The 14,653-nt window shown below is 68.1% G+C and carries 12 protein-coding genes; 8 read left to right on the forward strand and 4 right to left on the reverse strand.

Annotated features, from left to right (window positions below):
* Positions 1-98 precede the first annotated feature (98 nt).
* Positions 99-1,817 (reverse strand): NAD-dependent malic enzyme, encoded by a 1,719-nt coding sequence (locus PKH97_RS03085; protein ID WP_324385937.1) that lies wholly within the window; start codon positions 1,815-1,817, stop codon positions 99-101.
* 125 nt (positions 1,818-1,942) lie between these two features.
* On the opposite strand from PKH97_RS03085, the gene PKH97_RS03090 reads away from it, so the two are divergent.
* Positions 1,943-4,357 carry a phosphoketolase family protein gene (locus tag PKH97_RS03090; RefSeq protein WP_324385938.1) on the forward strand — a complete coding sequence of 805 codons (2,415 nt, stop codon included), beginning with the start codon at positions 1,943-1,945 and terminating at the stop codon, positions 4,355-4,357.
* On the opposite strand, the gene PKH97_RS03095 is transcribed toward PKH97_RS03090, so the two are convergent.
* Complete coding sequence (locus PKH97_RS03095) at positions 4,346-5,170, reverse strand: uracil-DNA glycosylase (protein WP_324385939.1); 825 nt, start codon at positions 5,168-5,170, stop codon at positions 4,346-4,348. The genes PKH97_RS03090 and PKH97_RS03095 overlap by 12 nt on opposite strands.
* Before the next feature lie 113 nt (positions 5,171-5,283).
* Here PKH97_RS03095 and PKH97_RS03100 point away from each other — a divergent pair, with 113 nt between their 5' ends.
* The 7 genes from PKH97_RS03100 (at position 5,284) to PKH97_RS03130 (ending at position 11,574) form a co-directional block, all read left to right on the forward strand.
* Entirely contained in the window at positions 5,284-6,879 is a 1,596-nt protein-coding gene (locus PKH97_RS03100) for a lysine 5,6-aminomutase subunit alpha (protein ID WP_324385940.1), read from the forward strand.
* A complete protein-coding gene (locus PKH97_RS03105; protein WP_324385941.1) occupies positions 6,876-7,721 on the forward strand; it encodes an OAM dimerization domain-containing protein in 846 nt (281 codons plus the stop codon). Before PKH97_RS03100 ends, PKH97_RS03105 begins: the two co-directional genes overlap by 4 nt.
* Positions 7,718-8,125: a hotdog domain-containing protein gene (locus PKH97_RS03110; RefSeq protein ID WP_324385942.1), complete on the forward strand. Its 408-nt coding sequence runs from the start codon at positions 7,718-7,720 to the stop codon at positions 8,123-8,125. Before PKH97_RS03105 ends, PKH97_RS03110 begins: the two co-directional genes overlap by 4 nt.
* A gap of 29 nt (positions 8,126-8,154) precedes the next feature.
* Positions 8,155-9,747: an apolipoprotein N-acyltransferase gene (gene lnt / locus PKH97_RS03115; protein ID WP_324385943.1), complete on the forward strand. Its 1,593-nt coding sequence runs from the start codon at positions 8,155-8,157 to the stop codon at positions 9,745-9,747.
* Positions 9,740-10,528: a polyprenol monophosphomannose synthase gene (locus tag PKH97_RS03120; RefSeq protein WP_324385944.1), complete on the forward strand. Its 789-nt coding sequence runs from the start codon at positions 9,740-9,742 to the stop codon at positions 10,526-10,528. Before lnt ends, PKH97_RS03120 begins: the two co-directional genes overlap by 8 nt.
* Positions 10,513-11,028, forward strand: coding sequence for an FxsA family protein (locus tag PKH97_RS03125; RefSeq protein ID WP_324385945.1), 516 nt, complete (start codon positions 10,513-10,515; stop codon positions 11,026-11,028). Before PKH97_RS03120 ends, PKH97_RS03125 begins: the two co-directional genes overlap by 16 nt.
* Positions 11,029-11,217: 189 nt before the next feature.
* Positions 11,218-11,574, forward strand: a complete 357-nt coding sequence (locus tag PKH97_RS03130; protein WP_324385946.1) for an RNA polymerase-binding protein RbpA — start codon at positions 11,218-11,220, stop codon at positions 11,572-11,574.
* A 91-nt stretch (positions 11,575-11,665) separates the two neighbouring features.
* Here PKH97_RS03130 and PKH97_RS03135 read toward each other — a convergent pair whose 3' ends face one another.
* Both PKH97_RS03135 and PKH97_RS03140 read right to left on the reverse strand, forming a co-directional pair.
* Positions 11,666-13,060: an MFS transporter gene (locus tag PKH97_RS03135; protein ID WP_324385947.1), complete on the reverse strand. Its 1,395-nt coding sequence runs from the start codon at positions 13,058-13,060 to the stop codon at positions 11,666-11,668.
* A gap of 78 nt (positions 13,061-13,138) precedes the next feature.
* Positions 13,139-14,410, reverse strand: coding sequence for a D-alanyl-D-alanine carboxypeptidase family protein (locus PKH97_RS03140; protein ID WP_324385948.1), 1,272 nt, complete (start codon positions 14,408-14,410; stop codon positions 13,139-13,141).
* Positions 14,411-14,653 lie beyond the last annotated feature (243 nt).

The following is a 14,653-nucleotide window of genomic DNA, read 5'->3' on the forward strand; positions in this document are numbered from 1 at the left end:
GCGTCCTGACGCCGACGGGCTCGGGGTCCTCGCGAAGTATCGGAGCTGGGTCCCATGCTCTGCGTGGGCCGAAGGAGCGGAGAACTTCGTGGGGTTCTCTAGATGGCTTCGATCTCGGGATACACGGGCTGCCACATGCGTTCGTAGATCTGCTGGATCGGGTCGGTCAGCGGGTTGCGGGCCAGGCCTTCGGCGGCCGCCTGCTGAGCGACGGCCACAGCCACCGTCGCCGACACCGTGCGCAGGGCACTGATCGTCGGCAGCAGAGGGGCGCCCTGGCGATAGGCGTTGACCATGCCGGCCAGCGCCTCGGCGGCCGCGGCGATCATCCCGTCACTGATGCGGGTTGCCTGACAGGTCGCGACTCCGAGACCGAGGCCGGGGAAGATCAGAGCGTTATTGGCTTGGGCGATCGTGTAGCGAACCCCGTCGTGATCGACCGGCCCGAAGGGGCTGCCGGTGGCCACCAGGGCGCGGCCGTCGGTCCAGGTGAGCAGGTCGGCCGGCGTGGCCTCGGCGCGGCTGGTCGGGTTGGACAAGGGGAAGATGATCGGCCGGGCGCAGTAGCTGGCCATCTCCTCGACGATCGCACGCGTGAAGGCCCCACCCCGGGTGGAGGTCCCGATCAGGATGGTCGGGCGGGCATTGCGGATGACATCGGCGAGGGTGATGTGGTTCGGGTCGGCAACGGCCCAGTCCGCGAGGTCGGCGCGGGCGCGGGCATACGGACGTTGGAAGGGCATGAGTTCTGGCTGGTCGTCCACATAGAGGCCGTTGATGCCGATGGCATAGAACCGGGAGTAGGCCTCCTCCTCGGTCTCCGAGGCCCCGGTGCGCAGCATGGTGTCGCGGATCAGGTTGGCGATCCCGATGCCGGCGCTGCCCGCGCCGAAGACGCAGACCCGGTGATCGTCGAGCTCGAGTCCGGTGACATCGACGCCGGCGAGGATGGCCGCAAGCACGACGGCCGCGGTGCCCTGGATGTCGTCGTTGAAGGTGCAGATCTCCTCGCGATAGGTCGTCAGCAGCCGGTGGGCGTTGGTGGTGCCGAAGTCCTCCCAGTGCAGCATCGCGTTGGGGAAGAGGTCCTTGACCGTGCTCACGAAGAGGGCAAGGAATTCGTCGTACTTGTCGCCGCGGACCCGCGCGTGCCGCTCGCCGAGATACATCTCCGAGGACAGCAGACCGAGGTTGTCTGTCCCCACGTCGAGCACCACCGGGATGCAGCGGCGCGGGTGGACCCCGGCGGCCGCGGTGTAGACCGACAGCTTGCCGATCGCGATCTGGATGCCGCCGATGCCCTGGTCGCCGATGCCGAGGATGCCTTCGGAGTCGGTGACCACGACCAGGTCGACCTCGTCGGGGTTGAGGCCGAAGTTGAGGAAGGAATCCACCATCAACTCGGGCTGGTCGATCGAGAGAAACACCCCACGCGGGCGCGAGAACTCGTGGCTGAAGCGCTCGATCGCCTCACCGATGGTGGGCGTGTAGATGACCGGGAGCATCTCCTCGATATTGCTGGTCAGTAGGCGATAGAAGAGCACCTCGTTGCGATCGCGCACGCCGGCCAGGTGGAGATAGCGCCCCAACATCGTTGTCGTGCGCTGGTATTGCTCGTAGACCCGGCGCACCTGGTTCTCCAGGTTGGTCACTCGAGTCGGGACCAGGCCGACGATGCCCAACTCACGGCGCTGCTCGACAGTGAAGGCCGTGCCCCGGTTGGTGGTCGGGTTGGTCATCACCGCACGGCCGCGCGCTTTGATCCGGAGGGGCCCGAAGCCGGTCGAAGTGTCCTGTTCGTAGTCGGTGCTCGGCATGGACCAACCCTGTCCTATTCGGACCGCTAACGCAGCGCTCTGCCCCCGTCAAGTTCACGCGGAGTTCCCGCAAAGTCAGGCAAGGCACAGTTGCCTGCTCGTCGCCACCTCGTTTAGATGAAGGCATGGGGAACACCGACACACTGGGCACCTATGCCGACGCCGAACTCGACCTCGACCTGCGGTGGTGGAAGGCCGCGAACTATCTGACGGTGGGGCAGATCTATCTGCAGGACAACGTCCTGGTCCGCGAGCCACTGCGGCCCGAGCACATCAAGCCCCGGTTGCTCGGTCACTGGGGGACCAGCCCGGGCCTGTCGATGATCTACACCATCCTGAACCGGATCATCAAAGCCACCGACACTGACTGGCTCTACATCACCGGGCCCGGTCACGGTGGCCCCGCGCTGGTGGCCACCGGCTGGCTCGAGGGCACCTACTCCGAGATCTACCCGCGCGTTGGCCCGGACGCCGCCGGTATCCGTCGCCTGTGCCGCCAGTTCTCCTCTCCCGGAGGCATTCCCAGCCACGTCAGCGTCCAGACCCCCGGATCTATCCACGAGGGTGGCGAGCTCGGCTACGCGCTGATCCACGCGGGGGGAGCGGCGATGGATCACCCCGACCTGTTCGTGGCCTGCGTCATCGGCGACGGCGAGTCGGAGACGGGCCCGCTGTCCGCGTCCTGGCGGCTGCCGAACTTCCTCAACCCACGCCGCGACGGCGCGGTCATCCCGATCATTCATCTCAACGGCTACAAGATCGCCGGCCCGACTGTCCTGGGCCGCACCAGCGATGAGGACGTGGCCGCCTACCTGCGTGGCCAGGGCTGGGACCCGGTCTTCGTCGAGGGTGACGACCCGCGCCAAGTCTTCAGCGATCTGTATGCCGCCCTCGCCGGCGCCCAGCGCGACATTCTCGCGATGCGTGCCGAAGCTCGCTCGGAGGAGTCACTCGACGGGGCCAGCCCGAGCAAGCGCTACACCTGGCCGGCCATCGTGCTGCGCACGCCAAAGGGCTGGACCGGACCGCACGAGGTCGACGGCGTCCAGGTCGAAGGCACCAACCTCAGCCACCAGGTCCCGCTCTCCGGGGTTGTCGACAACCCCGAGCACCTGGCGATCCTCGAAGGCTGGCTGCACTCCTACCAGCCCGACGAACAGTTCGACGAGAGCGGCCGGCTCGTGCCGGAGCTCGCGGCGCTCGCGCCGGACGGTGAGAAGCGGATGTCGGCCACGGCATACGCCAATGGCGGCAAGCTGCTGCGCGATCTGCCGAGCCTCGACCTCTCGGCCTACGAGGTGGAGGTCGGCGACAACCGCGGCGCGGTGTGGTTCGAGAACACCAAGTCCACCGGCGAGTTGATGCGGGACATCTATGCGGCCGACCGGCGACCGGACGGCGGCGGGACCTTCCGGCTCTTCTGCCCCGATGAGACGGCGAGCAACCGGCTGCAGTCCGTCTTCGAGGTCACCGACCGATGCTTCATGGGCCCGGCCGAACCGACTGACCAGCGGCTAGGACCGGACGGCCGCGTCATGGAGGTGCTCTCCGAGCACCTGTGTCAGGGTTGGCTGGAGGGCTACCTGCTCAGCGGGCGGCACGGGATGTTCGCGACCTACGAGGCGTTCGCGATGGTGTCGGCGTCGATGGCGATCCAGCACGTGAAGTGGCTGCAGCACGCCCAGACGCTGCGGTGGCGCGACTCGGTTGCCTCGCTCAACATTTTGTTGACGTCGACCTGTTGGCGCAACGACCACAACGGCTTCTCGCACCAGGGCCCGGGGCTGATCGACTGCCTCATCCCGCTCGCGCCCGATGTGGTGCGCGTATGGCTGCCGCCGGACGCGAACACCAGCCTCTCGATCGCGGACCACTGCTTCCAGTCCAAGGACCACGTCAACCTGATCGTCGTCGACAAGCAGAAGCACCTGCAATACCTGACCTTGGAAGAGGCGCACGATCACTGCGCGGCCGGCGCGGGGGAGTGGGCCTGGGCCTCGAATCTCGACGAGAGCGGCAAGCCGGACATCGTGATCGCGTGCGCCGGAGATGTCCCGACCCAGGAAGCCCTGGCCGCCACCGAGTTGCTGCGCAATCACGTCCCGGACCTGCGGGTGAAGTTCGTCAATGTCGTCGACCTGATGGCGCTGCTGCCGGAGAACGACCACCCGCACGGCTTCACCGACACCCAGTTCGACGATCTGTTCACGACCGACACCCACGTGGTCTTCGCCTTCCACGGCTACCCGCGGGCGATCCATCAACTGGTGCACGGCCGGACCAACCCGGGGCGCTTCCACGTGCGCGGCTTCAACGAACAAGGCACCACGACAACGCCTTTCGATATGGTCGTGCTCAACAAGATGAGCCGCTTCCACCTCGCCAAAGAGGCCCTGCGCCGCTCCACCCGCCGCACCGCGGGCTGGAACAGCCTGGTCCAGTTGTGCGATCGCCGGCTCGCCGAGCACGAGACCTATATCCGCGAGCACCTGGCCGACATGCCCGATATCGCAGACTGGACGTGGGGCTCAGGGGCCTAACGACGCCAGGACGTCGTCGAGCATCTGCGGGGTCAGGCGGCCGGTGTACGTGTTGTGCGGGCTGACGTGATAGCAGCCGACCAGGGTGACCTCGTCGCCGGCCGGCGAGGTCACCTGGACGCGAGCGCCATGGGCGAACTTCGGCAGCGGGCGCGGGACCTCCCAGCCAAGTTCGCCCAGGGCGGTGAGCGTCGCCTGCCAGCCGACGGCACCGAGCGCGAGGATCGCGCGCAGGTGGCGCGCCGATAGTTCGAGTTCGCGCGCCAGCCATGGGCGGCAGGTCAGCCTTTCCTGTGGTGTCGGCGCATTGGCCGGCGGCGCACAGCGCACTGAGGCGATGATCCGTGCGCCAGTCAGCCCCAGGCCGTCGCCCGCCGCCTCGGAGGTGGGCTGGTTGGCGAAGCCGGTCCGGTGCAGGGCGGCGAAGAGGAAGTCACCAGAGGGATCGCCCGTGAAGACCCGTCCTGTCCGGTTGGCGCCATTGGCCGCCGGCGCCAGGCCGACGATCAGCAGCGGCGCTTCGGGATCGCCGAAGGACGGCACGGGGCGCCCCCAATAGGGCTGCGCCGCAAAGGACTTGCGGCGTCCCGTGCGCGCGACGTCCTCGCGCCAGGCCACCAGGCGGGGGCAGGCACGGCATACGGAGATCCCGGCAGCGAGGTGGTCGAGGGTCGCCGCGCCCGCGGCGAGTTCGGCGACTTCCCGCGCGCTCCGCGCGATGGCCGTATGCCGCGTGGCCGGGTCCCCGGGCCAGCCCGCGCCAGGCGGAACCGGGGAGTCGAAAAGCTCGCCGGTCACGGGGTGCGGGTCCACCCCCACACCCTAGGAGGCCGACGAATCGGGAGCATAGACCGACGGCAACCGACAACTTTGCGGGCATCATCATGCCGAGCCGGAGGAATTGCGGCCGGCGCTATGCTGAACGCGTGGTCTTACGCGACAACGGTGTCCTCGAACTCGACCCCACCCAGGTGAAGTACGCCCGGTCCCGCGCGCGCAAGGCCGGGCGGCCGGTCGTGAACTTGGCCAAGCGGCATACGACCGTGTCGGTGGAGCGAGCGACCCTTCGACTGGCTGGACTCTCCGGCGCCGACCACGAGAACGTGCCTTGGGTCAACCACCTGCTCGACTCGGTCCGCGCGCAGGTCGGCCTCGAGCACGGCGTGACGACCCCCGTCTGGGACGCACTGATCCGCGGCGAGGCGCCCGATCTGCTCACCCTCGCGCAGAAGGCCGCGGGTGGCGCGGCCACCTTCCGCCAGCCCGAGGGCAAGGCGGCCACGACGGCCCGCAAGCAGGCCCGCTTCGCGGTCGCCCGCGGCATACGGACCATCGACGCGCAGCGTAAGACACGCGACAAACTCATTGCGCGCCATGGGGATCCGACGCAGAAGCCGTGGATCTATCTCATCGTCGCGACCGGCGACATCTACGAGGACATCCCGCAGGCCCAGGCCGCCGCGCGCGAGGGCGCCGACATCATCGCCGTCATCCGCAGCACCGGGCAGAGCCTGCTCGACTTCGTCCCCGAGGGCGCGACCCGCGAGGGCTATGCCGGCACGTATGCGACTCAAGAGAACTTCCGCCTGATGCGGGCGGCGCTCGATGAGACGAGCAAGGAGTTGGGCCGCTACATCCGGCTGACCAACTATGCCAGCGGCCTGTGCATGCCCGAGATCGCCACCCTCGCCGGGCTCGAGCGCCTGGACATGATGCTCAACGACTCGATGTACGGCATCCTCTTCCGCGACATAAACCCGATCAGAACCTTTGTCGACCAACGCTTTTCGCGTCAGATCCACGCCCGCGCCGGCATCATCATCAACACCGGCGAGGACAACTACCTGACCACCGCCGACGCCGTCGAAGCGGCCCACACGGTGACCGTCAGCCAACTGCTCAACGAGTACTTCGCGAAGGAGGCCGGGCTCGCGGACTGGCAACTTGGCCTCGGTCACGCCTTCGAGATCGACCCGTCGATCCCCGACAGCTTCCGGCTCGAGCTCGCGCACGCTCTGCTCGCGCGGCAACTCTTCCCCGACGCGCCGCTGAAGTGGATGCCGCCCACCAAACACATGACCGGCGACATCTTCCGCGGCTACTTGCTCGACGGCTTCTTCAACCTCGCCGGAGCGATGACCGGTCAGGGCATCCTGCTGGTCGGCATGATGACCGAAGCCGTTGTGACACCGTGGATTTCGGATCGTGATCTGGCCCTGCAGAACGTCCGCTATGTCTTGAACGCCGCGGGTGGTCTGACCGAGGATTTCCACCCGCCTCGCGACGGCTTCATCCAGACGCGAGCGCGTCAGGTGCTCGCCGATTCGATCGACCTGCTCGATTCGATCGTCGGCGACAGCACCACCTCGGACCCGCCGCTGCTCGCCGCCATCGCCGACGGCACCTTCGGTGCCATGAAGCGGCCGGCGACCAAGGGCAAAGGCCTGGACGGTGTGGTGCGCAAGGCTGCGGCATACGACAATCCCGCCATTGACCTGCTGGAAACGGGGGAGACCCGATGAACCGCCGCAATGACGCGCACGAGGCGCGCCGCCGCCGGGAGAATGCGCTCCCGGGCGAGTTGTCGATCAAGACGCCCGGCCCGATCGTGCGGCCGTATGGCGACACGACCGGCGATGGGATGGTGCAGCTTTCCTTCACCCTCCCGCTGCCGCACGACAAGCGCGCGGAGGGCGCCGCCGTGCGGATGGCGATGGCGATGGGCATCGAACCGGCGCTCCTGGTCCACGCCAAGGCGATCGGTCCCGACTTCACGTTCTTCGTGGTCTATGGCCCGGTCAAGCACCTGGTCGACATCAGCGCCATCGACATCGTCGAGCGCGAGTTCGAGCTGCTGTCGTCCAAGGAGGTCAACGCGGCCGTCAAGAAGCACCTGCGGCGCAAGTTGGTGATCGTCGGCGGCTGCATCGGCACCGACGCCCACACCGTCGGGATCGACGCGATCCTCAATATCAAGGGGTTCGCGGGGGAAAAGGGCCTGGAGTACTACCGCGAGCTGTCGGTGCACAATCTTGGCGCGCAACTGGCCATCCCCGAGCTCGTCGAGAGCGCCCGCGAGCTCAAAGCCGACGCCGTCCTCGTCTCGCAGGTCGTCACCCAGAAGGACGCGCACATCCACAACACGACGGCGATGAGCGCCGCCTTCCGTGAGGCCTTCCCGGCGGGCAAGGTCCCGCATCTGATCGTCGGCGGCCCGCGATTCGAGGAGGGCTCCGCCGGCGTGCTCGGCGTCGATCGGATCTTCGGCCGCGGCACCACCCCCGGCGAGGTCGCCTCCTATCTCGTCCACGCCCTCGTCGACCCGGCGACCCGGGTCGGCACCACCACCAAGGCGGCGTCATGACCAGCTCCCCAGCCGGCAAACCCGAGGTGGGCACCACCGTCGTCCACCGCCGGTACGTGCCGTACAGCCACGCCCATTACGCCGGGAACCTCGTCGACGGCGCCTATTCACTGGCCGCCTTCGGCGATGTCGCCACTGAGATGTGCATCCGCACCGACGGCGATGAGGGGCTCTTCGCGTCCTATTCGGATGTCCAGTTCACGGCCCCGGTCCGGGCGGGGGACTGCATCGAGATCGAAGCGCGACTCGTGCGCGCGGGCACTCGCAGCCGGGAGATGACCTTCGAGGTCCGCGTGATCGCTCGCGGCACCCCCGAGCGCGGCGAGTCCGCGGCCGACCTGCTCGACCCACCGATCGTCGCCACCACGGCTCGCGGCGTGGTCGTCGTCCCGCCGCGCCCCTGACGGGACGGCGGGGCGCGTACCGTTAGCGCGTGCGTCGCCGACCCCACGAGCTCCTGCTCCCCGCGCGGCTCCTCCTCGCGTTCGCCGCCGGGCTCGCCATCTGGCTCGCCCTCCCCGGTAACAACCAGTGGTATGCCGCGTGGCTCGGTTGCGCGCTCCTCGCCGCCGCCGGCTGGGCGGCTGGATTCCGGTGGGGCCTGCTGATCGGGCTGCTCGCCGGGTGGGCCTACTTCGTCCCCACGCTGGCCTGGTCCGGGATCTATGTCGGCCCGCTGCCGTGGCTCGCGCTCGCCACCCTCGAAGCCCTCTATATCGCGGTCATGGTCGGCGTCGTCGGGTGGCTGCAGCGACGGCTGGTCGCTCGCGGACGGGACGTCGCGGCATACGCGGTCGTGCCCCTGGCCTGGGTCGTGGGGGAGTGGGCGCGCGGCACGACGCCCTTCGGCGGCTTCCCGTGGGCGCGCCTGGCGTTCTCGCAGGCTGACTCGCCGATCCGCAACCTCGCCGCTCTCGGCGGCGCGCCGCTGCTCACCGCCGCCGTTGCCACCATCGGTGTCCTGACGTATGCCGTGGCGCGCGCGGCGCTGGTCACTCGCCGGCCGCTGCCGGCGGTTGCATCGATCGCGGGGGTGGCGGCCCTGGCGCTCGGCTCGCTGCTCATCCCGTTGCCCACGACGGCGGGGGCGCCGACCGCGGAAATCGCGCTCGTCCAGGGCAATGTCCCCAAGCCCGGCCTCGACTTCAACTCCGAGCGGCGCGCGGTGCTCGACCTGCATGCCCGCGCGACCGAGACGCTGGCCGCCAGCGGGGTGCGTCCCGACCTGGTCGTCTGGCCCGAGAACGCCGTCGACATCGATCCTTTGCGCAACCCCGACGCGGCTGCCGAGATCATCGCCGCGCAGAACGCCATTCAGGCGCCCCTGCTCGTGGGCGCGATCCTCGAGGAGCCGGAGCCCTACGTCTCCAACGCCTCCCTGCTCTACCGGCCGGGTGTCGTCGATCCGGAGCGCTATGTCAAACAACATCCCGTGCCGTTCGCTGAGTATGTGCCCTATCGCGACTTCTTTCGCCACTTCAGCGACAAGGTCGATCTGGTGCGGGCCGGCATGGCAACGGGGACCGAGATCGGCTACTTCGAGGTCGCGACCAAGGCCGGGCAGACCTTCGCCGCGCTGCCGACGATCTGCTTCGAGGTCGCCTACGACGGCCTGATCCGCGCGGCGGTCACGCACAACGCCAGCCTGCCCAGCGTCTTGGTCGTCCAGACCAATAACGCGACCTTCGGCTTCACCGACGAGTCCGAGCAGCAGTACGCGATCAGCCGGATCCGTGCCATCGAACACGGCCGGGCCGTCGTGCACGTCTCCACAGTCGGCGTGAGCGGCTTCGTCGCCCCCGACGGAACCAGCGGGCCGCTGACCACGTTGTTCACGCAGGCAACCCAGGTCGAGGCAGTGCCACTGCTGTCTGGTCTCACGGTGGCCGACCGGATCGGGGGCCTGCCGGAATATCTTGCCCTCGCCGGTCTGTTCGTCGCCTTTGGCCGGACCATGACCCGCAGTCACGATAATGGTTCGACCCCCGCACCACCCGCCGTCTCTAAGGAACTCGTCGGTGCCTGAGCACACCTCGCCCGCCCGCGGCCCGATCACCCGCGTGCTGGTCTGCATCCCGACCTACAACGAGCGCGAGAACCTCCCGCGCGCCGTGGCCGGAGTGCGCGAACACGCGCCCGACGCCGACGTCCTCATCCTCGACGACAACTCCCCGGACGGCACGGGCGCCGTCGCCGACGAGCTGGCCGCCGCCGATGCCCGCGTCCATGTGCTGCACCGGGCTGGCAAGGAAGGTCTCGGCCGGGCCTATCTCGCCGGCTTCGCCTGGGGCCTAGAGCGCGGCTACGACGCGCTGGTCGAGATGGATGCCGACGGTTCGCACCAGGCCAAGCACCTCCCGGCCCTGCTCTCGGCCGCGGAGCACGCCGACGCCGTCATCGGCTCGCGTTATGTTCGCGGTGGCAAGGTCGTCAACTGGCCGCTGAGTCGCAAGGTGCTCAGCGTCGGCGGCAATGTCTACACCCGGGTCCTGCTCGGGATGCCCGTCTCTGACGCCACCGCCGGCTATCGCGTATACCGCGCGTCCGCCCTGCATGCCATCGATCTGGACAGTGTCGCGTCGGAGGGCTACTGCTTCCAGGTCGACCTGACCCGGCGTGCCGTCCGGGCCGGTCTGGCCGTCCGCGAAGTGCCCATCACCTTCCTCGAACGTGAGATCGGCGACTCGAAAATGAACCAGGACGTCGCCTCCGAGTCCCTGAAACGGATCACTCGCTGGGGCCTGGAACACCGGGCCGGACAGGTCCGCGCGCTCACCCAGCGGGAACCGCGATGGCACGACCTGTAGGCGCCACCCCGTATGCCGCGGCCCCCCGCCGCCGCGGCCGTCGCTCATGGCTCGTCCTGCTCTTCCTCCTGGTGCCCATCCTTGAGGTCCTCGCGCTGATCGGGGTCGGAAAAGTCATCGGCGGCTGGCCGACCTTCTTTCTGCTGGTCTTCGAATCCCTGCTCGGTGCCTGGCTGATCCGGCACGAGGGCGCCCGCACCTGGCGCGCGCTTCAGGTGGCCCTGACCACCGGCGCGATGCCGGCGAAGGAACTCGCGGATGCCGCACTCGTCCTCGTCGGCGGGACCCTGCTGCTCTTCCCGGGCTTCCTGACCGACATCGTCGGCTTCTTCTTCATCCTTCCGATGACCCGGCCGGTGACGAGGCGCCTCCTGGAGCGCGCGGTGCGGTCGCGACTGATGACTGGATTCCCCGGCGCCTCGAGCGGGCCGGCTCCCGACGGCCGGCGACCCGCCGCGACCGAGACTGTCGAGGGACAGGTCGTCGATCCGCTAGACTAGAAAGGTTGGCTACCACGCGGTCGTGTTGCTTTCCGCGTGGCATGCGCGGGGGCGCAACCTTTTTGGTGGCCACGGCGTCTTAAGACCTGACGCCGGAACACAACCGGGCCGCCGGGCGTTGCACGCAACGACGGTGTCCGCACCCACCGATACCGCATTTCTTCGAATCAGATTTAGGGAGTACCCCCAATGGCCGATCGCACTCTTCGCGGCAGCCGCATGGTGTCCTTCAGCATGGAGACCTCGGCGAATGTCGTCCCCAGCGAGCGCCAGATCGTTGTCTATGTCTGCCCGGCCGAGCACCGGATAGAGCTGCCCTTCTCCACTGAGGCCGAGATTCCCGCCACGTGGGAGTGCCGTTGCGGCGAGGAGGCCCTGCTGCTCGATGGCAAGGCCCCCGACCGCAAGCCGGTCAAGCCGGCTCGCACCCACTGGGACATGCTGCTGGAGCGCCGGTCCATCCCCGAGCTCGAAGAGCTCTTGGAGGAGCGTCTGACCCTCCTGCGGGAGGCGCGCGGCGAGAAGCCGAGCAAGCGCAGCGCCTGACCCACACGGCATACGGCAATCCGCCGGAAGGCAGATGGGCCCGTCACCTGATGGTGACGGGCCCTTTGCCGTATGCCGTGGGAGAGGGTCCTTAGACGATCGCCGGTTGTTCGTTGCCGGCCTGGCGGATGCCTTCGCGAATATCGACCCGCGAGAGCAGGAAGCCGCCGAGCACGAAGAAGATGATCAGGGCCACGATCGCCAGCCGGTACGTGTGAGTCAGCTGGTAGACGAGGCCGAAGAGCAATGTCCCGAACCAGCTCGTCCCGCGTTCCATCGCCTGGTAGAGGCTGAAGTACTCGGCCTCGCGGCCATTGGGGACCAGTTGGCTGTAGAGCGAGCGGGAGAGGGCTTGGGAGCCGCCGAGCACGATGCCGATCGCCACCCCGAGCAAGATGAAGGGGATGAAGGCCTTCTCGGGCACGAAATAGGCAGCGACGACGATGATCGTCCAGATCCCCAGCGACCCGAGCACGGTACGCCACGCCCCGAGTTTCGCGGCGATCCGGCCGAAGAGCAACGCCCCGCCGAAGGCAACGAACTGGACGAGCAGGATCAGCGCGATCAGTTGCGATTGCTCGAACTTCAGCTCCTCCGCGCCATAGAGGCTCGAGGCGGAGATCACGGTCTGGATGCCGTCGTTGTAGAAGAGATAGGCGAGCAGGAAGAGCATCGTCTGCGGGTGGTGGGCGCGCAGGTCGCAAAAGGTGCTGCTCAGCTGCTTGAGGCTGCCGGCGACCGCGCCCTCGTTGCGCGCGGCGACCGGGGTCTCGACGCCGCGCAGATCCCACATGCCCTTGATGGGGATGATCGCAAACAGTCCCCACCACAAGGCGGCCGACAGCATGCTGATGCGCACGGCCATACCGGTCGAGAGGCCGAAGGTGTCGTGCATGGTGACAAGGACCAGATTGACGGCCAGCAGAAGACCGCCGCCGAGATAGCCGAGCGCCCAACCTCTGGATGAGACGCGGTCGCGATCGTCGGGCGCGGCGATCTGATTGAGGATCGAGTCGTAGACGACGAGCGAGGAGCCGAGGAAGACGGTGGCGAACAACATCAGGATCGCCCCGAGTTGCCAGCGCGTGCCGGTGACGAAGAAGAGGCCGGCGGCCGAGAGCGCACCGAGCCAGGCGCACGCCCCGAGGAACCGCGCCGGCCGGTCCATCCGGTCGGCGATCGCGCCGACGAAGATCAGAACAACCGCGCTGAGCAGGGTCGCGAAGGTCGTCGTGTAGGGCGCAAGCGAGCCCGGGGCGATCGGGATGCCGAGAACGTGCAGGTTGACGGCGCAGTCGAGGTCGCTGTCCTGCCCGGGGCAGGCGGCGGCCTTGGCGATGCTGGTGATGTAGGGGCCGTAGAGCACGGTGCCGATCGTGGTGACGAAGGCGGAGTTGGCCCAGTCGTACCAGAACCAGGGACGGATGTATTTGGCGTTTGCCGCGTAGTCAGGCGTGTCGATCGGCGCATCCGCCACGGATTCCATGCCGGAACTGTGGCACAACTCCGAGGCGCTGCGACAAAAGTGGCGGTACTTGGTTACCGGCGCGTCGCATTGCGGGCGTCAGCCCGCGAACTCCCAGTGCCAGGGCTCGGGCAGCGTGCCGCCCTGGGCCGCCCACGAGGGGTGGAACCAGCCGAAGAGCGCGGCGTTCTGGACCAGCCACAGATGCGCGGGGCTGGAGTAGTCCTGCACGCCGCCGCACAGGTCGACGGCCCGGCCGAGGCCGTGCTCGCTGGTGCCGGGCGTCGCGGCCCACGGGCCTCGGGCGGCCTTGACCGCGACCTGTTCGGCATACGAGCGGTAGCCGTCGGTGACGCACAGCAGCGTGCCGGTGTCCTCGGCATACGCCTTGCTCATCGCATTGAAGGCGGCAGCCGCCTGGGGGACCAGGAATTCGTCCGTCGACCCGACCAGGGGGCACAGGGCGGACGGCGGGATTTGGCCGTTGGACCACATGCCCGTCTTGTCGGTGCACGGCGAGAGACGCAGGTCCTTGACACTGATGTTGGAGGCTGCGAGTGCCTTGGTTAGCCGGGTGGAGGCATCGATGGCGTTGGGGTCGCCGCTGCCCAGGAGTATCCCGGCGAGCGGTCCGGCCTCCTCGACGTGGGCCAGGTGGACTTTGCGCAGCTCGGCCAGGTCCGCATTCTGCTGCTCGACGGCCTTCTTGGCCTCGGTCTTGCGGGTCGTCGCCGACTTGGCGGCGGCATCGGCCTTGTCCTTGGCGGCATCGGCCCGCATCGATGCGAGCTTTTGCGCGATGGTGTATTCGCGCAGGTCATCGACCGTGCGGATGCGGTTGTCCGTCAGGTAGTTGAGGTCGGAGAGCGGGTTGCTCGCCTTGCTGGCGTCCTTGGACAGCGCGTCGAGATAGGTCAGGGACTCGGCGAGCGGTCCGCCCTGGGTATAGGCGGAGACAGCCCAGTCGCGCAGGTCCTGGCGGGCCGTGTTGAGGCGCTCCTGGAGAGCCGAGGCGATCTCGGACTGGGTCTGAGCCTCCTGGGTCGCGGCGCGCTGATCGTTCATGGCGTTGCTGTAGGCCTCGAGCGCGCTATTGGCCTTCTTGGCGGCCTTGTCGAGCTTGGTCATCGCCGCGGCAATGTTCTTGTCGGAGGCGAGGATCTCGGCGCGCAGGGCATCGGCGCGGGCGATCTGTCGTTGGAGCTCAGCCGGGGTCAAGGCTCCGGAGTCGCCGGCATCGACCGGGATGGTCACCGTGGTAGAGGAGGGGGTCGTCGAGGTGCCGTCAGCCGCCGACGCCGAGGTGGCGCACGCCAGAGACACGGCGAGGGATGCCGTGACCAGGGCCGACCCCGCCAACCGAAAGCGCACCAGGAATCTCCGAATCCATGCTCAGATCACGCGTCGGCCAGGCGGGTGGGAGATCCACGCGATCGCAACTAGTGATGACCGTTGTTTATCGTACCGTGACCGGCCGGCTGCCGGAACCGATCGTCCACATGCTCTCCCTGTGAATCCGGCGGGCGAGTTGTCCACAGGTGCTCGTGTCTTGATGTGCCGCATCCACAGGCCATGTGCGAGGCCCTAGCGCTCGTGGTGGGGCCGGGTCAGGCT

The sequence above is a fragment of the Nostocoides sp. genome (assembly GCF_035343835.1).
Classification (GTDB): Bacteria; Actinomycetota; Actinomycetes; order Actinomycetales; family Dermatophilaceae; genus Nostocoides_A; species Nostocoides_A vanveenii.

Bases quoted from the DNA above. Each gene is read 5' to 3' on its own strand.
- PKH97_RS03090 (WP_324385938.1), top strand. From the start codon at position 1,943: ATGGGGAACACCGACACACTGGGCACCTATGCCGACGCCGAACTCGAC.
- PKH97_RS03135 (WP_324385947.1), bottom strand. From the start codon at position 13,060: ATGGAATCCGTGGCGGATGCGCCGATCGACACGCCTGACTACGCGGCA.
- PKH97_RS03085 (WP_324385937.1), bottom strand. From the start codon at position 1,817: ATGCCGAGCACCGACTACGAACAGGACACTTCGACCGGCTTCGGGCCC.
- PKH97_RS03110 (WP_324385942.1), top strand. From the start codon at position 7,718: ATGACCAGCTCCCCAGCCGGCAAACCCGAGGTGGGCACCACCGTCGTC.
- PKH97_RS03130 (WP_324385946.1), top strand. From the start codon at position 11,218: ATGGCCGATCGCACTCTTCGCGGCAGCCGCATGGTGTCCTTCAGCATG.
- PKH97_RS03125 (WP_324385945.1), top strand. From the start codon at position 10,513: ATGGCACGACCTGTAGGCGCCACCCCGTATGCCGCGGCCCCCCGCCGC.
- PKH97_RS03105 (WP_324385941.1), top strand. From the start codon at position 6,876: ATGAACCGCCGCAATGACGCGCACGAGGCGCGCCGCCGCCGGGAGAAT.